The organism is Xanthomonas sp. WHRI 8932A, assembly GCF_035012785.1.
GTDB lineage: Bacteria > Pseudomonadota > Gammaproteobacteria > Xanthomonadales > Xanthomonadaceae > Xanthomonas.
In genome coordinates, this window is record NZ_JAYGQQ010000012.1 from 1 (window position 1) to 19379 (window position 19379).

Genomic DNA, 19379 nt, shown 5'->3' on the forward strand with positions numbered 1-19379 from the left:
GCAAACTCAACACCAGCCTGCAGTTCATCCATTTGGCCTTCCTGGCGCTATTACTCAAAAGATCGTGAACAGGTTCTAAGTAAACACGTGTCGGCTGCGTGAGATCGACCTGATTCTCGCGGTTATCGTGAGCTTCCTGCATGCGGCCGCCCATGGTCTTCGCAAACTCCGCCAGCGCCTGGGTACGGTGCTCAGCCAATACACTATGCATCGTCTCGTGACCCATGACCTCCGCCAGGTAGTCGAGACGCCGCTCGCCGCTCAGATTACTGAAAGCTGCATCGCTAATATTGAGGGTGCCGGCCTTCCCATCCTTACCGTCTTGAAAGTGGCCGCCGTTGTTGTGTCCATGTGAGACGGCAATAGCACCAATCTGCCCCTTCTCGATGGCATTACCCAGCAAATTCGAGAGATAGGGTGATGTTGCAAGGGTCTGGCGAATGCTGGATTCCGCTTCCTTGGGTAGGTTGGGATCCTTGGCCATTTCGGCGAGCAAAGGTTCAATCCGCGCATCGACTGGTGTCACGCATCACCTCCGTCGATTTGCAGGCCAAATGCACATTCCCGCGATGGTTCTTCGCCACTCTGATAGATCAACAACGCGACGGAAAAGCCTTGCTTTCCATTGTTGATGGAGCGCCAATGCTGACGTATCCACCCGTTCTGAAAAGGCATCCTTCCGCCCGCCCTATATCCCACCGCCTCCAACTTTTTAGACAGTGCTGCCGCGTCCCAGATGCAGATTGCAGTGGGCTTGCGAGTAGGATCCTTGCCATCAGGCAAGCGCACTGAAATCTCCATTCGCGAGAATCCACGCTTCATCGGGAAATGCGTAGCGTAAAGCGTGTAGCCATCGGCCAGTGGTACATCCTTCACCCGGTACCACTGATCCGACGTGTCCAAGGGCGGCCCCAGCTTGATTCCCAGCGCGGTTTCCAGACGCCTGCTACTCATGTCCGCTGGAGTCTTGAATGCATCGACAAAGCGCAGCAGCCGGGCTTCCAGCTCCTGGACGCTGATGCTGGTGGTGCCGGCATTGATTCCGCTTGTAGTGGCCTCTGCCGTCGCTTGAGGCGCAGACACCTTGGCCGCTGCAGGATGCGCGTGGGCTTCTGTTTCGGAAGGTCGGGCACATGCACTGGATAGCGTAGCTAAGAGCGCTAGCAAGAGCGGTACAGTCACTGAGCGAGAACGCTTCATCATTGTCCTGTTGTGTATCCGGCCTACTGGTTCACGCCATCTTGGTCGTACTGCCGCAGGCTAAAGCGATGGCTTGCACTGATCAAGCGAAGAGTTCTGCGGTGGCGACGCACTGATGTCTGATCTTATCGATTCGTAGGTCAACAAGCCTCACGCATCACCTCCATCGATCTGAGCGCCATACACGCACTCGCGCCTTGTGCCACTGGCTGTGGTCGCGTAGATCAGCAAGGCAACCGAAAAGCCTTGCGCTCCATTCTGGATGGCACGCCAATGCTGCCGCTGGATGCCGCCTTGGAACGGGCGCTGTCCGCTACGCTTGTAACCCATGGCCTCAAGCTTGGCTGAGAGGTCAGCCGCATCCCAGATGCACGCTGCATCCGGCACGCGCGTCGGGTCGTGCTTGTCTGGCAACCCGACCAGCATGTTGATAAAGGAAAATCCCTTCTTCTCCGGGCTATGTGACATATACAACGTATAGCCATTCGCCAGAGGAAGGCTCCTCAGCACACGCCGTGACACCGCAAGATCCTTCGGTGGATCGAATTTGATACCCAGCATTTCCTCCACCCGCTTGTGGCTCATGTCGCCGGGTCGTTCCAGCGACGCTGCAAATCTCAAAAGCCCGGCTTCAATTTGACGGATGCTAAAAGTGGCCTTCTGCGTCACGGTGGTTGGCGCAGAACGTGCTGTGGGTGTGGGCGATGGAGCAGCAGGCAGATCGCTCGCGTTCTCAGGCGGCCGGGTGCACGCGCTCGACAGCACCGAGATCAGTGCCAAGCAAAGCAGCAGCGTGAATGAGCGAAAGCTGGTCATTGTTGTCTTGTATGCCTGCGCGGCGCGTTGATACAAGGCAAGGTACTCGCCCATGTCCAAACAGGCCAACCCATCGGCTGCAGAGCTGACACGCTGATCGAGACAGGCACAGCGCTAGGGGGCGCTACTCAAATCCTCAAGCACATCGTCCACCTGCTCGGCCAGGTGCTGCAGGCAATGCGCCCATTGCTGCAGCGGAATGGCCGGCATGCTCATGGCGTCTTCCTCACGCGTTCGCGGTGTGGCCAGGGTTGCAAGCAGGCGCAGTTGGTCGCGTACGCGCAGCAGGTGGTATTGCGTGCCTTCGGACATCCAGTAGCCGGGTTCGTCGTGCATGGCGCATCTCCTTGGCCTGGGACGACTCCCGCTGCACAACGCAGCGGGATGCCGGGAGGCTAGAAACCGCACACAGCCGGCGGGCTTATTCCCCTTGCGGGTGTTGTATTCGCCGCCCTCCCGGCGCAGAAACGCCGAGCCATGCCAAATCTTTCGATCAGGCATAAAAAACCCACCAGGATGTCGGAGGTGGGTGCCGCTGTGTGTGGAGTTTCTAGGCTCCGATCAGAAGTGTGCGGGTGGAGAGGGGCATGGTCAAGTTGATACGGAGGCCGTTGTGTAGAGACGCTGCGTGCTAGAGGAGCGCGTGCCGGCCAGCAAGTGGTTCGACCAGGCCATCGTGCAGTTGCATGCAGAGATACTGGCGTACATGCGGCGGCGCCCGAACGCCCCACACACCGCCGCCGACCTCGCCCAGGAAGCGCTGCTGCGCCTGCTGGCCTACCGCGACACGCCAGACATCCAGAGCTACAAGCTGCTGCTGTACCGCATCGCCCACAACGTGGTGCTGGAGTATTGGCGCACGCGCCACCGCAGGCACGCCTCCCGCCATGTGCCGCTGGAGGGCAGCGAACCGCTCGCCGCCGGCGGCACGGCGGTGGACCAGCTGGTGGACGCCCGCCGCACCCTGCAGCACCTGTACACCCATACGCTGCCGGCGCTGCCGCCCAAATGCCGCCAGGCCTTCATGCTCAACTGCTTCGACGGCCTCACCTACCCGGAAGTCACCGCCGTCATGGGCATCTCGGTCAAGATGGTGGAAAAGCACATCAGCCGCGCCCTGACCGCCTGCCGCGCGGCGGTGGGCGAGTGATGCCAGGGCAATGCATCGCGCAGGTGGCGGTGCGTCACGATCAACTCGATGAATGCACTAGGCAATCACGACGGCTAGCCTGGTGATGCGGGAAACCGTTGTCATCTAGACGAGGTAGCAGAAATTTGCCGTCTCTATCCATTAGGCAACCTATGTTTGTGTCTTGATAAATCGGGTTCCGTTGACGCTATGCTATAAATATGATTTTATGCTAAAGCACTATCGAAACATTAAAAATAATCGACGAAGTTTGCTTACTAACAAGGAGTCGGAAATGCGTGCATGGAAAGTAACGGCAATAGCCGTGTTAATAATATTGTCTCACTCGGCATCAGCTGCAGGGCGATTGAACATTAAGCTTGAGCAAGCAGCCAAAGCTGTTAATGGCGATAAGCCTGTGAGTAACAAGCAGAATGAGACGGATGTACGAGTCGTTGCTAGTAATCTGGGCGATCAGGATATCGAAATCGTAGACCAGTCGTTTCCAAAGACCAACAAAAGAGGTCTTTTGATGAACAATGTTTTTCGTGTCATGGCAGACGATGGAACCGAAGCCTCTTATTTTGGCATCTACGTCAACTTGGATGGCGCGCCAGAAGATGTATATGTCAAAGTGGGCCCAAAGCAGAAGAAGGTGGTAGATGTAAATATTGAATTGAATTATCGTCTCAAGCCAGGGCGGCACTACACGGTCAGCCTGAGATATCCTTCTCGCTATTTGAACAGGCCTAAAATAGCTTATAAGAATGCATCTCGAGACTCACTTCGGGCATCGTGGCTTGAAGCGTCGTCAAATGATGTTAGAATTTTTGCTGCCGAGCAGCTAAAGGTTGGATTGGCTTCTCCGGAGACGAGTCGTCGCAAGACAACCGATACTGAATTTGCATCTTGCAGCGCAGCTCAGGTCCAGCACGTTGGGCAAAATGTTATACCGCAATCGACCGCGATTGCTTACGAAGCTCTTACTGAATACGGTCAGCAGACGAAGGTCCAAACCTTCGATGTTCCGCCGTATGTTGATATGTCGTTTGAACCGACCGCGCGATTTACGACTTGGTTCGGCGTTCATGGTGATCCTGATGACTACCTTCCGGATGACCAATATAATGACAGCATGGTATTTGCCACATGGTATCGATTAACCAACGATTCAATGAATCCTAAGCCACCGGTCTCTATTACCTGCCAGTGCGACCCTGTGGAAGATAATATCTCTCCGGATACTCTAGCTTGGGTCACGCCTGGAACGCTATACCAAGTAAATTTATGTCCTCGTTTTTTTGAATCGCCCCAGTTCCCAACGGTTTACGATGAATTCTCTCAAGTAGGAACGTTTTTACACGAAATTACACATTTTTCAGACGATATCGTAGACGGCACCATTGATGACCCATCAGGGTACACATATGCCGGAACGAAGGCGCTGGCTGGCAATCGCACTCGCGCGGTACGAAATGCCCAATCCTACAAATTCTATTATCTAAATTTAAACTTTAATTGAATTAAATCCTAGCTTAGGATTGATGTGTTTAGCGGCTGCGGCTTCGAAAAAGGCCTTAAGAAAGACGCACGATCTGTTCTTGCACACGAAGCATAGCGAGGAAGGTTTAATTTCCCTCCCTGAAGCTGCAGTCCCACAAACTAAAATGGGAGTTGTCGGGGTGCTTACCCACCCCGACACCGCTGCCACCCACCCGCAGCAGCCGATACCTGCTCCCATCCATTGCGCAGCCGCTTCATCGCTTGCCCGCCCACGCAGGCGTAACCCAGCTGTTTGGCCTCTGCCGTGCCAAGGCCCGGTAGCGCAATGATGGAATCCGACGGAGCAGGGCGCCCTTGGTTGCGTGCCTCGTTACGCAGCATCATGTTCTCGATGCTCTGGCAGTAACGCACCATGCCCGGATGCGGGTGCGCGCGGTGCTGCTCGCAATTGAAGGGCGTGGTGTCGCGCGCCATGGAGTTGTACGGTTGCCGCGTTGGCGGGATGTACTTGCTCGTCGCTTTGCCCGTGGCCGAGCGCATGCTCTGTGCCGTCGCGCCTTGTGCGCACGCGAGCATGCACAGCGCTGTCAGCGTCAGCGCGACACGGCGCGCGATGGTGATCCTGTCCATGGTGTTCTCCCCGGTCCGCAGCGATCCTAGCCCACACGTTGCATGCGCGGGTGCTTCAGTCCGCTTGGTACTCAGGGCCTGTCTCTGGCACCTGTCGCTACGACGACACAAGGATGCGGCTACGAAAGATCGGCCCCCTCAACCGTGTGCGCGGCATCTAGCGCCATTTCTGCCGACTGCGATGCCCTTGCCGTGTGGGGCACTGCGCCACACCGCGCGGCGCTCGCTTCTGGCATCACATCACGCTGAAGTTGCTGGCCGCTTGCGCCACAACGGCATCAGCGCCACCAACCCAAGCAACGGGCCCGGCAGTAATACCCACGCGATGTGCAGCCCCAGCGCGTCCACATACCGCGTGGTCACGCCGATCGCCACTACCGTGATCGCAAAGCCAATCGCGTTCTGCATCGACAACGCGCTGCCCACGATGGCAGGCGGGCACGCGCGTGCAGCCAATGCAGAAAACTGCGGCGAGTCCGCCACCACGCTGGCGCCCCACACCAGCATCAACGTCAGTGCCGCATAGCCCGACTGCGCACCCACCCACGGAAACGCCAGGCAACACAGTGCCGACATCAGCAACGCCACCGCTGCCACGCGCGCGCTGCCGATGCGCGCACTCAACTGCCCGCCCAACACGCAGCCCACCGCCCCTGCGGCAATCACCGCAAACGCCAACATGGCCGTGCTCAGCCCAAGCGCCTGCGCCAACCCGGCGCGGGTGATCAGCAGCGGCGTCAGCGTCCACATCGCATACAACTCCCACATGTGGCCGAAGTAGCCAAATGTGGCTGCGCGAAAGTCCTTCAGCGAAAACGCCTGCAACACCGCACCGAACGCCAGCTTGCCGCCCGCCCGTCGCGGCGCAGACGCAGCTTGCCCCAGGCGCAGGATCATCACTGCCGCAATCACCGCCAGTACCGACGCCACCAGGATCGGTGTCTGCCACGGCAACGCGCCGCCTATCGCCTTGATGCCCTGCGGCAACGCGGTGCCCAGCGTCAGCATGCCGACCAGCCATGCCAGTGCCTTGCCCGCATGCTGCGGTGCCCACTGCACCACCAGCTTCATCCCGATCGGGTAGATGCCAGACAGGCACAGCCCCACCGCAGAACGCCACACCATCCCCGTGGCGACATCGCTGGCAAACACCGCAAAGCCCAGATTGCACGCCGCCCCGCCTACCGCGCAGCTGGCAAAGATGCGGCTGGCCGCAAACCGGTCGGCCAACCCGCTCAGCGCAAAGCTCAACGTACCGAGGATAAAACCGACCTGCGTGGCCATGGTCAGCAACCCGATGGCCGCCGCACCCACGCCCCACTGCCGCATCACGTCGTCGGCCGCGCTATTGGCCGAAAACCACAACGAGGTGCCCAGCAACTGCGCCACGATGATCACCACCAGCGCAGTGCTGGGTCGCATGGGTGCTGGTACGGCGTGTGTCATCGGATGCGCCTTATGGGTGCGCATCGCAATGTTGGTCGCGGACGCCGAGCTGAAGGTGAGTAATGCCTGGTGTTTCCGGCTGCTTGCATGGCACGGGACCCAATCAGACGCGGTCGTGTAGTGGCGATGAGCTTACTGCAGGTGCCTGCCCGCTGCTCTCGCTCGCTAGTCGATTAGGTATGCCTGGACAGATGACGCGGCAGCACCCCAAAAGATGCCAGCGAAGCTCCTTTGATCGTCAGAAGCGGGGACCAAGACTGTCCCAGCCTTGCCGCGCAAGGCCGCGCTCGCTGCCGGACGGTCTGTATGGCAGCAGGCAACGCGGTGCAGACGCATGTCGAATTTCGTACAGTCCCCTCGCCGTTGTTGCAAGGCTGGCATCCCGCCCACCAACGTCTCGCTCATGCCGGGGCGCACGAGGAAACTGCAATGCGTGAGCTGAAATTGATGATGTCGGTGTCGTTGGACAGCTTTGTCAGTGGGCCCGATGGCGAGGTGGACTGGATATTCAGCGGTGACCAGGAGGCGATCGCCTGGAAGGTCGCCACTGCGTGGGAGGCCAGCCTGCACATCATGGGCAGTCGCGTCTTTCAGGGCATGGCGACTTTCTGGCCAACGGCCACCTCCCCGTTTGCGCCGCCCATGAATCAGATTCCCAAGGCAGTGTTTTCTGCGCAGGGCGCAGCAGTATTGGACGCGGCTGTTACCGCGCTCCAGGCTGCGCAGGCACAGGCCGACGCGGCAGGCGCACCATTGCAGGCTGGTGCGCAGAGTTGGTCGCAGACCTATGTGGCCAGTGGCGATCTCGCTGAAGAAGTGGCCAAGCTCAAGGCGCACGGTGACAAGCCGATCATCGCGCATGGCGGTGCGGCGTTTGCGCGCAGTCTGATTGCGCACAATCTGGTCGATGAGTACGTGCTGGGCGTGTACCCGATCGTGCTGGGCAAGGGCTTGCCGATCTTCGATGGCCTGCCCGCACCACGGCCGCTCACGCTGATCGGCACCAAGACCTTCCCAAGCGGGTTTATGGCGCAGACGTATCGGCCGGTGTGAGTAAAGGTGTCGGCGTCATCTTCCAGTGCACAGTTGCTGGCATCGGGCGAACCATAACAACAGCGCCGCGCGTCAATGGCTGCAGCGATAGCAACCATTGACGCGCACCACGTGACACAGGAAAAAGGCGCTGTGACAGCGCTTGTTGAAGTACGCGGGCACTAGCCCCTCTCCCAGCGGGAGAGGGGTTGGGGTGAGGGCACGGCCATGCTTGGTGGTTCAGTTGCACCAGGCTTCGCCCGTACCCTCATCCGGCCCTTCGGGCCACCTTCTCCCGAAGGGAGAAGGGAGTGGCTTCACGTGCTTTGGTTGGTTTGCATACGAACGCTAGACCAGCGCCATGGCCATGGCGCGATGCGAGCGCTGAACGGCGTGATTGCCTCAGCGCGCAGACGGATGGGTTGGATGTACGCGCTGACTAGCCCCTCTCCCGCGGGAGAGGGGTTGGGGTGAGGGTACGGGCCACACGTGATGGCTCAGTTGCATCAGGCTTCGCCCGTACCCTCATCCGGCCCTTTGGGCCACCTTCTCCCGAAGGGAGAAGGGAGTGGCTTCACGTGCTTTGGTTGGTTTGCATACGAACGCTAGACCAGCGCGATGGCCGTGGCGCGATGCGAGCGATGAACGGCGTGATTGCCTCAGGGCGCAGACGGATGGGTTGGATGTACGCGCTGACTAGCCCCTCTCCCTGCGGGAGAGGGGTTGGGGTGAGGGTACGGGCCACACTGGATGTCTCAGTTACATCAGGCTTCGCCCGTACCCTCATCCGGCCCTTCGGGCCACCTTCTCCCGAGGGGAGAAGGGAGGCTGTACGTACTTTGGTTGGCTTGCCGGGCGTACGTTAGCTGGGTTTCGCGTGACCAAGTAACTTGGGCTTTGACTGGATACGATAAAAACAACGACGCCCCGATTTAGTCGGGGCGTCGTTGTTTGTTTGGCGCTTGGTGGAGAGGGTGTCCAGCGTTTTAACGCTGTGCAACGCGAGTTAATGGGTAACGCGAGTCGACACGAGCAGATAATCCGTCGTGGCAAGCAGATGATCCAGACACATCATCTATCCAGACACCTCATCCAGCCAACCAAGTTGCTACTCGATTCGGCCAACTAAGCTCTTGCCTGGAACAGCCTTAGCTCTTGCTCGGCACAACGACACTGCTACTTGATCCTAGGCATCGACAAGCTGCTATTCGGCTAACGCTTGCAACTTGTCGCACCATCAACTTATCGCGCCAAGTCTCGCACTCTTGCAACCTCGCAAACCCTCACGCCACGCTTACTTCGAAGCGTCACGCACCTTGTCAGCCACTTCACCGGCCTTGGCCTGGACCTTGCCGATATTCTTTTCGGCGGCGCCTTCCAGCTCGGTGCTCTTGTCGCCGGTGACACGGCCGATGGCTTCCTTGACCGAGCCCTTGATCTGCTTGGCGGTACCTTCGATACGGTTCTTATCCATGGGACGTTTCTCGTAGTTTGGGGAACCCGGCCAGTGTCTCCGGGCCGGTGTGAGCATGATGTGCGCTCGCGCTTGGCCGGCCCAGTTGCGAATGCACTAAATGCATTAGTGCATTCGCGCCACGTGTGCAGTTACTTCTTGCGCGCTGCCGGTTTGGCGCTGCGACCGACAAAGCCGCGCTCGCGTGCCCAGACGATCGCTTCACCGCGGCTATGCACGTCGATCTTTGAATACAACGCCGCCACATGATTGCGCACCGTATTGGGCGAGACGCCCAGTTCCTGCGCGATCTGTTTGTCGGCCAGGCCTTCGGCGATGTGCCCGAGCACGTCGCGCTCGCGGTCGGTGAGCTCGGCGATGCCGCAGCCGCTGGTCTGGCTGGGCCGATTGGCGCGGCGCACGTTGGCCAGTTTCTCCAGCAGGCTCTGACTGAACCACGAGGCGTCCTGCATCACTGCTTCGATGGCGGTGACCAGTTCCATCTCGGTGCGTTTGCGGTCGGTGATGTCCATCAACGACAGCAGATAACACTGCACGCCGTGGATGCTCACGGTCTCTGCAGAGACCAGACAGTCCAGTTGCTCGCCGTCCTTGCGCGCGATGGCGTATTCGACATTGAGCATGCTGCCGGTCTCGGCCAGCGCACGATGAAACTGTTGGTAGGCCTGGCGGCTGGGAAACAGGCCGATGTCTTCGATGGGCTTTCCGACGATGTCTTCGGTGGCGTACTGGGTGATCTGCGAGACGGCGTCGTTGATTTCCACGATCTGCAAGGTTTCTGCATTGCACATCAGGGTGGGCACCGGGGTGATGCGAAACGCCTTGGCAAAGCGCTCCTCGCTTTGACGCAACGCCACCTCGGCGCGGCGGCGCGGCTCAAGGTCCATGAAGGTAAACAGCATGCAGGCTTCTTCGCCGATTTCGATCGGCTGGCCGGCCACCACCACCAGTTTGGTGGTGCCATCGGGCAGGCTGAGTTCGGCCTGCATCTGCGGGATGGTGGCGCCTTCGTTGAGCCGCTCCAGCCCCAGCTCGCGGCGGTCGGCCATTTCCATCACGTCCACTTCGAACACGCTCTTGCCCACCACAGCTTCGCGCGTGTAGCCGGTCATTTCCAGAAAGCCCTGATTGGCCTTGATGTAGCGCTTGTCGTCGAGCCGGCAGATACAGGCCGGCGCAGGATTGGCGTTGAAGGTGCGCTCGAAGCGTTGTTCGGCGCTGGCCCAATCGCTGGCGTCGGCCACGATCAGCACCAGGCAATCCGGTTCGCCTTGCGCGTCGGTGAGCACCAGGCTGCGTACGCGGTGCACCCATTGCGCATCGGTGCCTTCGCGCACCACCTCCACCACCACGTCGTTGAAGACTTCGCCGGCAATCACGCGGTCGATGGGGTAGTTGCCGGCATTCAAGCGATGGTTGTTGCGATAGCGCAACTGAAAGCGCGCACGGTAGTCGCTGACGGTGGCGCCGAGCTCGGCAAGTTCGCTGGCGCCATGCATGGCCAACGCGGCCTCGTTGGCCCAGGTGATGGTCTGATCCGGCTCGATCAGGATCACCCCTTCGCTCAGGCCGGTGATGATCTGCTGCAACTGGCGGCGATTGGTGGAACTGGGCGGGCTGCTGGGGGATGCGGCTTCACTGCCTGACGACATGGGTGACCCTCGGGCAAACAACGGCGGTAGAAACCAACAGTGGGCGCTCACGGTAGCGGCTGCCTGACGCGAATGCACTAGCTGCACTGGTGCATTCGGCTCAGGCGTCCAGCCGGTGCCACTTCCACACTAGCCGCACTTTTCCACTGTAACGAGGCCACGCCATGGCACAGGTTATCCGTCATTCCTACGCTCCCAAGATGTCGTGGGGCGCCGTGCTCGCCGGCTGCACCGTCGCGCTGGTGACCTATCTGACCCTGAGCGTGCTGGGCACCGCGATCGGCGCGTCCACCATCGACCCGCTGCGCGAGGTCAACCCGGTCAGCGGGCTGGGCACCGGCGCCGGCATCTGGCTGGGCGCGAGCACCCTGATTTCGATGGCGGTGGGCGCATTTGTCGCCGGCCGGCTTGCGACCTCCCGCGGCGGCACGCACGGCCTGCTGAGCTGGGCGGTGACCTCGCTGGTGACCCTCTGGCTGGTGGCCGCGCTGGCCAGCAGCGCGGTGGGCGCGGTGTCCGGCGTGGTCGGCAAGGGCTTGTCGCTGACCGGTCAGGGCATTGCCGCCGCCGCACCGACGCTGGGTAACGGCGTGCAGGATGAACTCAAGAAGCAGGGCATCGACCTGGAATGGGGCGACCTGCGCGGCCAGCTGGAAACGGTGCTGCGCCAGACCGGCAAGGCCGAGCTCAACCCCGAGCGCTTGAAGGACCAGGCCGAAGGTGCCACCACCGATGGCAAGGCCACCGCCAGCGACGCGGCGCAGACCCCGCAGGCAGCACCGGACGCCTTTGCCGCCTGGTTCGACCGGGTGCGTGCCCAGGCCAAGCCGGCCATTGATGCCGCCGACCGCGATGCCCTGGTCAACCTGATCATGGCCCGCACCGGCAAGCCGCGCGCGCAGTCCGAGCAGATTGCCGACAACTACGCGCAGACCTATCAGCAGGCCATGGCGCAGTACGCATCGCTCAAGCGCACCGCCGAGCAGAAGGCCCGTGAGGCCGGTGATGTAGCTGCCCGTGGCGTGTCGCGCGCGGCCTGGACCACCTTGGTGTTGCTGATCCTGGGCGCCGGCATCGCGTTTGGCGCTGGCCGTATCGGCCGCCGCACCGACCCGATCATCGAGGTATAAGCGCTTGCGTTGAAGGCACACGGTGGGGACCGTGGCCTGCAGCAGGGCGCCGTGCGCAAGCCGGCGCTGTCGACAAGGAGCAGGACGTGAGCAAGGTGCAGGGGTAACCCTTCCCGGCAATGGATGCCGCGACTCGCTCGACACCGGGCCATCTAGGGATGGCCCGGTGTTTTTTTGGGTGTCGCGTCGGGGCGGTGTGGGTGCCGACAGGCCTGGTTAGCTGCCGCCATGTCGCAGCGGGAACCGCAGGCAACCACGGCGCCCACGCCACCGCAGACACCGGCCGCCTCACCCGGCCGCCGCCGCGCAGGCACTGCACATCCCGCGCAGGAGCGCATGCCACAATGCGGCCACTTCCAACCAGGCACGGCCGCCATCACGTGAGCACAGCGCACCCCGCCATCGAGCCGAGCGGTCTGGAATTCCTCTCCGGCGGTGGCGTCATGGGCGCGGTGATCCGTGCACACGACTGGGCGGCCACGCCGCTGGGCGACCCGCAGACCTGGCCGCAATCGCTGCGCTCGGCGTTGTCGATGATGCTCAATGCCAAGTTGTTGGGTGCGGTGCTGTGGGGGCCGCAACTGCGCCTGTTCTACAACGATGTGTATCTGCAATCGTTGGGCGACCGCCATCCATACGCACTGGGGCAACCGGTGGCCGAGGTCTGGGGCGAAACCTATGCGCCCATCGCCGAGGACTTTGCGCAGGTGATGCGGACCGGCGACGGCTACGGCCAGGGCGTTGTTTCGTTGCCGATGGTGCGCAACGGCGTGCGCGAAACCACGTACTGGAATTCCACTGCCTCGCCCATCCGCGGCGAAGACGGCAGCATCGTGGGGCTGTTGAACATCGCCATCGAAACCACCGCGCAAGTGGCGGCCGAGCGCCATCGCGAGATTCAGAACGCGATGCTGAGCAATGCGAACACGCATCTGGTGCATGAAGTGGTGAGCCGTACCAGCGAGCGCGATCGCGCGCTGGAAGCGGAGACCGTCGCGCGCCGCAATGCCGAGCGCGTGCAGTTGGCACTGGCGGCCGGCGCCATCATCGGCACCTGGATCTGGGACCTGCCCACCGATGCGTTTTCGGTGGACGAGGCCTTTGCCGACACGTTCGGTTTCGATCCGTCCATCAGTCGCACCGGCCTGCCGTTGGAGCAGGTCATCGCCACGGTGCATCCGGACGATCGCGACGGCCTGCGCGCGGCGATCAGCGAAGCGACCGCACGTGGCGGCGCCTATGCGCACCAGTACCGGGTCAAGCGTCGCGACGGCAATTACTACTGGCTGGAGGCCAATGGCCGCGTCGAACATGCGCCCGACGGCACGCCGCTGCGGTTTCCGGGCGTGTTGCTGGACATCGATGCGCGGCACGCCTTGTCCGAAGAGCGCGACCGCGCATTGGCCGCGTTGCGCGAGCTGAGCGAGACGCTGGAACAGCGCGTCACCGCGCGCACGCGCGAGCTGATGGTTGCCGAAGAAGCGCTGCGCCAATCGCAGAAGATGGAAGCGGTGGGTCAGCTCACCGGCGGGCTGGCGCACGACTTCAACAATCTGCTGGCCGGCATTTCCGGCGCACTGGAGTTGATGACGCTGCGCATGGAGCAGCAGCGTTTTCCCGAGCTGCCGCGCTATCTGGGCATCGCGCAGAGCGCCACCACCCGCGCGTCGGCCTTGACGCACCGCTTGCTGGCGTTTGCACGGCGGCAGACGTTATTGCCCAAGCCGACCAATGTCAGCCAGTTGATCGTCGATATCCTGGAGCTGGTGCAGCGCACGGTGGGCCCGGGCATCCATGTGGAGTACACGCCCAACGCCGCACTGTGGCCTGCGTTGGTAGACGCATCGCAGCTGGAAAATGCGTTGCTCAATCTGTGCATCAACGCGCGCGATGCCATGCCCAATGGCGGTTGTCTGCGGATCGAGACCGGCAACCACTGGATCGACCACGATCTGGCGCGGCAACTGGGCATGCGGCAGGGCCCATACCTGTGGCTCTGCGTCGGCGACACCGGTACCGGCATGCCGCCGGACGTGGTGGCGCGCGCGTTCGATCCGTTCTTCACCACCAAGCCGCTAGGCGAAGGCACCGGGCTGGGGCTATCGATGATCTACGGCTTTGCCAAGCAGTCCGGCGGGCAGGTGCGGATCCAGTCGGAAGTGGGCAAGGGCTCCAGTGTGTGTCTCTATCTGCCGCGTCACCTGGGCGATGCAGCGCAGCCCGATGCCAATGCCCACCCGCTGCAACTCACTCCCACCGATGCCGGCGAGACGGTGCTGATCGTCGACGACGAACCGTCCATCCGTCTGCTGCTGGGCGAGGTGCTGCAGGAGTTGGGCTACACCGTCATCGAAGCCGGCGACAGCGTGGCAGGCCTCGGGCTGCTGCAATCGGACGCGCGCATCGATCTGTTGATCAGCGACGTAGGCCTGCCCGGCGGCATGAACGGCCGCCAGATGGCCGATGCCGGCCGCGCCCACCGCGCAGGTCTCAAGGTGCTCTTTATTACCGGGTTTGCCGAAAACGCATTGCTGGACGACCGCCACCTGGAAGCGGGCATGGCGGTACTGACCAAACCTTTCAGCGTGAGCGTGCTGACCGCGCGGGTGAAGGAACTGATTTCCACGCAGGGGTGAGTGTGCGGGCAGGAACTCGCTCGCGCGGCGAGTGCCTGCGCCGCGACCCTGCGGCAGCCATGTGTCCATGGCAGAGGCGGTGTTCACTGGTGGCTGCAGTGGTCTGCATCACTTGTCGCGACGTTGATCGCGCAAGTACGCCTCGATGTCCTGCAGCGTGACGCGACCGCTGCCGCTGCGATCGATCTGCTCGAAGTGCGTGGCGACAAACCCCAGCCCGCGCGCTTGCGCCTGCTGCTTGGTGAGCGCATCGCGATGCGCCAGTGCACCACTCTCGTCGAGCGTGCTGGTGATGCGCTGTTGCGCCTGGTCTTCCAGCGTGTCGCCGGTGCTGTCCGTGCGCTCCGCTTCGGGGCCGAGCTGCGCGATGGGCATGAATGGGCCATCGATCCCTCCGTGGTGGGCGTTGGGTGTGATGGACGCGACGCGTTGCGGCGGCAACGCTTGCGCACTGACGGTGGTCGCCACCACGGCAAGCATGGCGGTGGCGTAACGGAGGCAGCGGAGCAGGCGCATCAGGAGTTCCTCGCGATGGATGAGCGGAGCGCGATCATGGCGTTGCGGTTGCAGCAGTCGCGGCATTGACGTTGCGGTTGTCCGGCCATGGCGAATCCAGCAAGGCCAACGGCACGGCATCGGCGATCGGCGCGTTGGCGTAGTAGGCGGTGAGGTCGGCCTGCAACTTGGGGCGCGAGTTGTCGTCGAGATAGATCATGTGGCCGCCCGCGTAGGTGGCCACCTGCACATCGGCATCGAGATTGCGAATGGTGCGTAGCCGCGCCAGTTGTTTTTCGTTGCTGTAGAACGGCGTTGCAAGATCGTGATAACCGCTGACCGCAAAGACCTTGAGCGCAGGATTCAGGCGCAGCGCGCCGAGCAGGTCTGGCAGGGTATCTGGCAGCAGCCGGCCTGCATGGCGGAAGTCCCAGACGTTGATGATGTCCATGTTGAGCGAGGTGTAGGTCGCGTTGGGCGCGCTATACCCCAGATAGGTGCGGAACTGCTGCGCCAGCGCGTTGGTCAGGGGGCGCTCGATCAGGATGTTGGACGGGTCGTTATCGTTCTTCAGTCGCCCGTCGCTGTTGGGCAGGCTGACGCGCCCGTCGTAGCGGCCGATGCTAGTGCCGGGCAGCAGGCCTTGATTGAACGAGGCCAGCGAGAAGTAGCCTTGCAAGGCCTGCGTGGTCAACCCGGACAGTGGCCGCCACCGCGTCAGCACCGCTGCACCGGGTTGTACCGGCTTGCCCAGGATGGTTGGAAACCCGTACTGACTGAGTACCCAGGTGGGGCCGTAGCGCTGAAACTCCGCATGCACCACGCTGACGAACGCGCGCATCTGCAGCGCATAGAACTCATCGCTTGCGCTGACCTCGGTCTGCTTGTGATACGCGGCAACTGCGGCATAACTGGGGAAATAGCCGCCGATGGTGTCGCCGCTGTATTTCATGCCCTTTGCGTAATCCGGGTAATACAGCCCACCGCTCGCAATCGTGTCGGCGTAGTAGTTCAGGATCGAGGACTGCAGCACGATGCCGCGCAAACGTACCCCAGCCGATTCCAGCGCCAGCGCCAGCATGGCGGAGCGGGTGGTGCCATAGGATTCGCCGAACAGATACAGCGGTGCATTGGCACGGCGATTGACCTGCACATAGCGCTGGATGAAGTCGCGCATCACCCGCACATCGGCATCGCTGCCCCAGAAGCTGGCATTGGTGTTGGGCAAGATCGCTTGCGACAGGCCGGTACCCGGCGGATCGATAAACACCATGTCGGTGCTGGCGATCAGGCTCTCGGCATTGTCCACCATCGGGTAATTGGGCCAGCTGCCGAAGCTGGGCGCTGCGGTGGCCATGCGCTTGGGTGCGAACGAGGCCAGATGCAACAGCGATGCCGATGCGCCGGGACCACCGTTGTAGAAAAACGTTAGCGGCCGCGGTTTGCCGTTGCGTGCCGGCGCGGTGTAGGCCACATACGACAAGGTCGCTTGCGGTTGCCCGGCAGCGTCGCGCGCAATCAGGTGGCCGGTGCGTACGCTGTAGGCCACGGTGTCCTGCTTGCCGCGCCACAGGTAATGCATCAACGCAGAGCGCTCGTTGGCGACGCTGGCATCCAGCCCGGCATCGGCCTTGACCGAATAGGCGATGCGATCGATATACGGGGTGTTGGCACTGGCCGCCTGCACCGGCTGCTGCGCGCCAACGCATAGCGGCACGGCCAGCAAGAGACCAAACAGCAGGACAAGCGGGTGTCGCACGGTACCGGCATTGCGCTGGGACATGGTGCACCTGTGGCAGAGGAGGCGCTGCGAGGGTGTGGCGATCACACGCACCCCGCCGCGCACGGTCATTGCGCACGTGCGTTGCAGCCGGCATGTCATCCCAAGGTCGTGATGCAGCGAGCGGATCAGACCGGTGCTTAGCTTGTGGAGACTGCCGGCCGCCTCGGAGACTGCGATGCGAAGCCACAGCGTGGCGAGCGAAGCGGAAACTGCGCTGGCCAGCGCCGGTGCAACGCGTTGTGATCGACTCGACATCGCTCCCGCGCGCTGCGTTCGGCGGCAGACCGCCCGGTCGATCAGTTGATCAGGTTGTTTCGTGTGGCTGCGCGCCGATGCCATGCGCGTTGAGCGGGGAGCGTTGAGCGGGGAGCGGGTCAGGCAGATGTGTCCGGCCTGGCGGCGTGATCAGCCGGTCGGCGCATCGGTGCAGGCCAGCAGCGCAACGCTTGCGCGGATGACGGCCAATGCAGGCGATGCGCGAGCCAACGGCAGGCAGCTGCCGATCTACTCCACGCTGGCAGCGACCAGCCGCTGCCATAACGCCGCGTTGGCGTCTTCATCCGGTTCCAGCGTGGCGAGCACGCTGAGGGCATGGTCCTCCTGCTCGGCGCCGCAGCGGGCCAGCATGGCCAGCGCGGCGGCCAGGCGGCCGTAGCGCAGTGCGCGCCCAAGGCTGGTAGCCAGCAAGGTGGTGTCGTGCTCGGGGCGCTGTTCGTCCAGTGCGGTGCCCAGCACTGCCGGCAGCTCCCAGGTGGTGGCGATGGTTTTAGCCACCGCAGCGGTATGGCGTTCGACCAGGGCGGCAGCCACCTCCAGGCTGTAGGGCAGGCCGGGGCGTTCGGCATAGGCGTCGCGCAGCACGCGCAGGATCACCACCGCGCCTAGTCCCTGCAGCAGGCCGGCCAGCTGCGCCGACAAGGTGTCGCCGCCGCGTTCGCGCATATAGGCCGCCGCTGCGGTGGCAGTGCGCAGCGCGTAGTCCCACACCGCCGCGGGCAGCCGCGAGTGCAGGCCGCCATCCAGGCTCAGCACCGGTTGCATCACCGCCGCGGCAACGATCTGGCGCACGCCCTCGGTGCCGATGTGCACCACCGCGCGCTCCAGGCTTTCCAGCGGAGCGCCTTGCGGGCGGTACAGCGCACTGTTGGCGATGCGCAGCAGGTTGGCCGACAGCGCGGGGTCTTGCGCGATGATGGCGGCGATACCGCGCCCGGACGCGTCCGGGTCGTTGACCGCGCGCATCAGCTGCGGCAGCAGATGCGGGCGACGCGGCAACAGCTGCGGGCGCAGGTCGACATGGTCGAGCGCGGCGGTCGCCACTTCCAGCACGGCGACCTGTGCGGGGTCGCTGGGCAGGCTGCCGTCGGCCAGCGATGGGTTGGCCATCACGGCGGCATACATGCGGCGCAAGAGCGGACGCATCGGTGGCGGCTCGGCCTGCAAGGGCTGCGCTGCGGCAGGCGCTGGCTGCGGCGGCGCTTGCTCGTCCATCGCGATCGGTGCCGGTGCGACCGGGGTTCGCGCGGCCGGCGCGTCGGGCGCAGCGGAACCATCGCCTGCCGGGGCAGAGGCCTCGGGCGCGTGCTGGCGCATGCGCATCCACCACACGATGGCACCGACAATCATCGCCACAGCGACAAGTCCGGCAATAAGCAGCAACACAATCGCGAGCATCATAGGTCGTTGTCTGATGAATGCCGCGACTATCGGCGATGGCGGGCGCGGCGGCAATGTCGCGTGCAGTGATGGGCGCAGCGCATGACCGCAGGCGCCCAGGAAGAAGCGCGGCGTGGCAGGCTGCAACGACCCGCCATAACGATGTCTCCGCGGCGAGGGCGCATGCGGCGATGCCGCCGCGCCCACCAGCGTTGCAGCTGCACTCCAGCGTCATCGACCGGTAGCATGATGGACGTCCTCTGCCAGCCAAGCGGGTGTCCTATGTCCACCGTTACGCTCCACCGCGTCTTACGTGCCAGCCCCGAGCGCATCTACCGCGCCTTCCTCGATGCCGATGCGCTGGTCAAGTGGCTGCCGCCTGCCGGCTTCACCGGCACCGTCGAGCATCTGGATGCGCAGGTGGGCGGTACCTTCCGGATGGCGTTTACCAACTTCGCCAATGGTCAGCGGCATGCGTTTGGCGGGACGTACCTGGAGCTGCAGCCCAGCGCCTTGCTGCGCTACAACGACGTGTTCGACGACCCGGCGTTGCCGGGCACCATGCTCACCACCGTGCAGCTGCACGCGCTGCCCTGCGGCACCGATGTGCACATCGTGCAGGACGGCATCCCCGAGCAGATTCCGCTGTACGCCTGCTACCTGGGATGGCAGGACTCGCTGACGCTGCTGGCGCATCTGGTAGAGGCGCAGACAGAGCACTGAGCGCGCCGGATCCGAGTGCGCGTGGCAGCGTCGGCGCACCCGGCGTTGCGCGCCGGTACTGATCACGCGTGCAT

At 62.8% G+C, this 19379-nt stretch carries 16 protein-coding genes and 1 pseudogene; 6 read left to right on the top strand and 11 right to left on the bottom strand.

What is annotated here, in order from left to right; genetic code table 11:
* Positions 1 to 73: 73 nt before the first annotated feature.
* The 4 genes and pseudogenes from VC212_RS18860 to VC212_RS18875 all read right to left on the bottom strand — a co-directional run.
* Positions 74 to 526 (bottom strand): annotated as a pseudogene (locus VC212_RS18860) (hypothetical protein); the annotation flags it as partial.
* A complete protein-coding gene (locus VC212_RS18865; protein WP_323526519.1) occupies positions 523 to 1200 on the bottom strand; it encodes a hypothetical protein in 678 nt (225 codons plus the stop codon). The pseudogene VC212_RS18860 and the gene VC212_RS18865, both read right to left, overlap by 4 nt.
* Before the next feature lie 150 nt (positions 1201 to 1350).
* Positions 1351 to 2070, bottom strand: a complete 720-nt coding sequence (locus VC212_RS18870) for a hypothetical protein (protein WP_323526520.1) — start codon at positions 2068 to 2070, stop codon at positions 1351 to 1353.
* 60 nt (positions 2071 to 2130) lie between these two features.
* On the bottom strand, positions 2131 to 2352 hold the full coding sequence (locus VC212_RS18875) for a hypothetical protein (RefSeq protein ID WP_055852768.1): 222 nt from the start codon (positions 2350 to 2352) through the stop codon (positions 2131 to 2133).
* Between the two features lie 307 nt (positions 2353 to 2659).
* On the opposite strand from VC212_RS18875, the gene VC212_RS18880 reads away from it, so the two are divergent.
* Positions 2660 to 3166 (top strand): RNA polymerase sigma factor, encoded by a 507-nt coding sequence (locus VC212_RS18880; RefSeq protein WP_238691689.1) that lies wholly within the window; start codon positions 2660 to 2662, stop codon positions 3164 to 3166.
* Between the two features lie 274 nt (positions 3167 to 3440).
* The gene (locus VC212_RS18885) at positions 3441 to 4667 is read left to right on the top strand and encodes a M35 family metallo-endopeptidase (RefSeq protein ID WP_161964570.1); all 1227 of its coding nucleotides are present in this window, start codon (positions 3441 to 3443) and stop codon (positions 4665 to 4667) included.
* Between the two features lie 164 nt (positions 4668 to 4831).
* On the opposite strand, the gene VC212_RS18890 is transcribed toward VC212_RS18885, so the two are convergent.
* Entirely contained in the window at positions 4832 to 5278 is a 447-nt protein-coding gene (locus VC212_RS18890) for a hypothetical protein (protein WP_164497825.1), read from the bottom strand.
* Positions 5279 to 5518: 240 nt separating this feature from the next.
* Positions 5519 to 6700, bottom strand: a complete 1182-nt coding sequence (locus VC212_RS18895; RefSeq protein ID WP_115552439.1) for an MFS transporter — start codon at positions 6698 to 6700, stop codon at positions 5519 to 5521.
* Between the two features lie 453 nt (positions 6701 to 7153).
* Between VC212_RS18895 and VC212_RS18900 the strand changes: the two genes are divergently transcribed.
* A complete protein-coding gene (locus tag VC212_RS18900; protein ID WP_323526521.1) occupies positions 7154 to 7777 on the top strand; it encodes a dihydrofolate reductase family protein in 624 nt (207 codons plus the stop codon).
* 1273 nt (positions 7778 to 9050) lie between these two features.
* Here the strand turns inward: VC212_RS18900 and VC212_RS18905 are convergent.
* Together VC212_RS18905 and VC212_RS18910 are read right to left on the bottom strand one after the other, a co-directional pair.
* Complete coding sequence (locus VC212_RS18905; RefSeq protein WP_115514837.1) at positions 9051 to 9230, bottom strand: CsbD family protein; 180 nt, start codon at positions 9228 to 9230, stop codon at positions 9051 to 9053.
* Between the two features lie 131 nt (positions 9231 to 9361).
* The gene (locus VC212_RS18910; protein WP_115526603.1) at positions 9362 to 10882 is read right to left on the bottom strand and encodes a helix-turn-helix transcriptional regulator; all 1521 of its coding nucleotides are present in this window, start codon (positions 10880 to 10882) and stop codon (positions 9362 to 9364) included.
* Positions 10883 to 11046: 164 nt separating this feature from the next.
* Here VC212_RS18910 and VC212_RS18915 point away from each other — a divergent pair, with 164 nt between their 5' ends.
* Together VC212_RS18915 and VC212_RS18920 are read left to right on the top strand one after the other, a co-directional pair.
* On the top strand, positions 11047 to 12012 hold the full coding sequence (locus VC212_RS18915; protein ID WP_115552440.1) for a hypothetical protein: 966 nt from the start codon (positions 11047 to 11049) through the stop codon (positions 12010 to 12012).
* Between the two features lie 344 nt (positions 12013 to 12356).
* On the top strand, positions 12357 to 14648 hold the full coding sequence (locus VC212_RS18920) for an ATP-binding protein (protein ID WP_323526522.1): 2292 nt from the start codon (positions 12357 to 12359) through the stop codon (positions 14646 to 14648).
* A gap of 108 nt (positions 14649 to 14756) precedes the next feature.
* On the opposite strand, the gene VC212_RS18925 is transcribed toward VC212_RS18920, so the two are convergent.
* The 3 genes from VC212_RS18925 to VC212_RS18935 form a co-directional block, all read right to left on the bottom strand.
* Positions 14757 to 15164 (bottom strand): 2-oxoglutarate dehydrogenase, encoded by a 408-nt coding sequence (locus VC212_RS18925; RefSeq protein ID WP_153066706.1) that lies wholly within the window; start codon positions 15162 to 15164, stop codon positions 14757 to 14759.
* A gap of 34 nt (positions 15165 to 15198) precedes the next feature.
* Entirely contained in the window at positions 15199 to 16926 is a 1728-nt protein-coding gene (locus tag VC212_RS18930; RefSeq protein ID WP_323526524.1) for a peptidase S10, read from the bottom strand.
* A gap of 504 nt (positions 16927 to 17430) precedes the next feature.
* Positions 17431 to 18603, bottom strand: a complete 1173-nt coding sequence (locus tag VC212_RS18935) for an HDOD domain-containing protein (RefSeq protein ID WP_115552443.1) — start codon at positions 18601 to 18603, stop codon at positions 17431 to 17433.
* A gap of 225 nt (positions 18604 to 18828) precedes the next feature.
* Here VC212_RS18935 and VC212_RS18940 point away from each other — a divergent pair, with 225 nt between their 5' ends.
* The gene (locus VC212_RS18940; protein ID WP_238691690.1) at positions 18829 to 19305 is read left to right on the top strand and encodes an SRPBCC family protein; all 477 of its coding nucleotides are present in this window, start codon (positions 18829 to 18831) and stop codon (positions 19303 to 19305) included.
* The last annotated feature ends 74 nt before the right edge of the window (positions 19306 to 19379 follow it).

What these genes read in the sequence shown, in the direction of transcription:
- VC212_RS18870 (WP_323526520.1), bottom strand. Translation starts at nt 2,070, where the DNA reads ATGGGCGAGTACCTTGCCTTGTATCAACGCGCCGCGCAGGCATACAAG.
- VC212_RS18940 (WP_238691690.1), top strand. Translation starts at nt 18,829, where the DNA reads ATGATGGACGTCCTCTGCCAGCCAAGCGGGTGTCCTATGTCCACCGTT.
- VC212_RS18905 (WP_115514837.1), bottom strand. Translation starts at nt 9,230, where the DNA reads ATGGATAAGAACCGTATCGAAGGTACCGCCAAGCAGATCAAGGGCTCG.
- VC212_RS18885 (WP_161964570.1), top strand. Translation starts at nt 3,441, where the DNA reads ATGCGTGCATGGAAAGTAACGGCAATAGCCGTGTTAATAATATTGTCT.
- VC212_RS18865 (WP_323526519.1), bottom strand. Translation starts at nt 1,200, where the DNA reads ATGAAGCGTTCTCGCTCAGTGACTGTACCGCTCTTGCTAGCGCTCTTA.
- VC212_RS18920 (WP_323526522.1), top strand. Translation starts at nt 12,357, where the DNA reads ATGCGGCCACTTCCAACCAGGCACGGCCGCCATCACGTGAGCACAGCG.
- VC212_RS18875 (WP_055852768.1), bottom strand. Translation starts at nt 2,352, where the DNA reads ATGCACGACGAACCCGGCTACTGGATGTCCGAAGGCACGCAATACCAC.
- VC212_RS18935 (WP_115552443.1), bottom strand. Translation starts at nt 18,603, where the DNA reads ATGATGCTCGCGATTGTGTTGCTGCTTATTGCCGGACTTGTCGCTGTG.
- VC212_RS18890 (WP_164497825.1), bottom strand. Translation starts at nt 5,278, where the DNA reads ATGGACAGGATCACCATCGCGCGCCGTGTCGCGCTGACGCTGACAGCG.
- VC212_RS18915 (WP_115552440.1), top strand. Translation starts at nt 11,047, where the DNA reads ATGGCACAGGTTATCCGTCATTCCTACGCTCCCAAGATGTCGTGGGGC.
- VC212_RS18900 (WP_323526521.1), top strand. Translation starts at nt 7,154, where the DNA reads ATGCGTGAGCTGAAATTGATGATGTCGGTGTCGTTGGACAGCTTTGTC.
- VC212_RS18925 (WP_153066706.1), bottom strand. Translation starts at nt 15,164, where the DNA reads ATGCGCCTGCTCCGCTGCCTCCGTTACGCCACCGCCATGCTTGCCGTG.
- VC212_RS18910 (WP_115526603.1), bottom strand. Translation starts at nt 10,882, where the DNA reads ATGTCGTCAGGCAGTGAAGCCGCATCCCCCAGCAGCCCGCCCAGTTCC.
- VC212_RS18895 (WP_115552439.1), bottom strand. Translation starts at nt 6,700, where the DNA reads ATGCGACCCAGCACTGCGCTGGTGGTGATCATCGTGGCGCAGTTGCTG.
- VC212_RS18930 (WP_323526524.1), bottom strand. Translation starts at nt 16,926, where the DNA reads ATGTCCCAGCGCAATGCCGGTACCGTGCGACACCCGCTTGTCCTGCTG.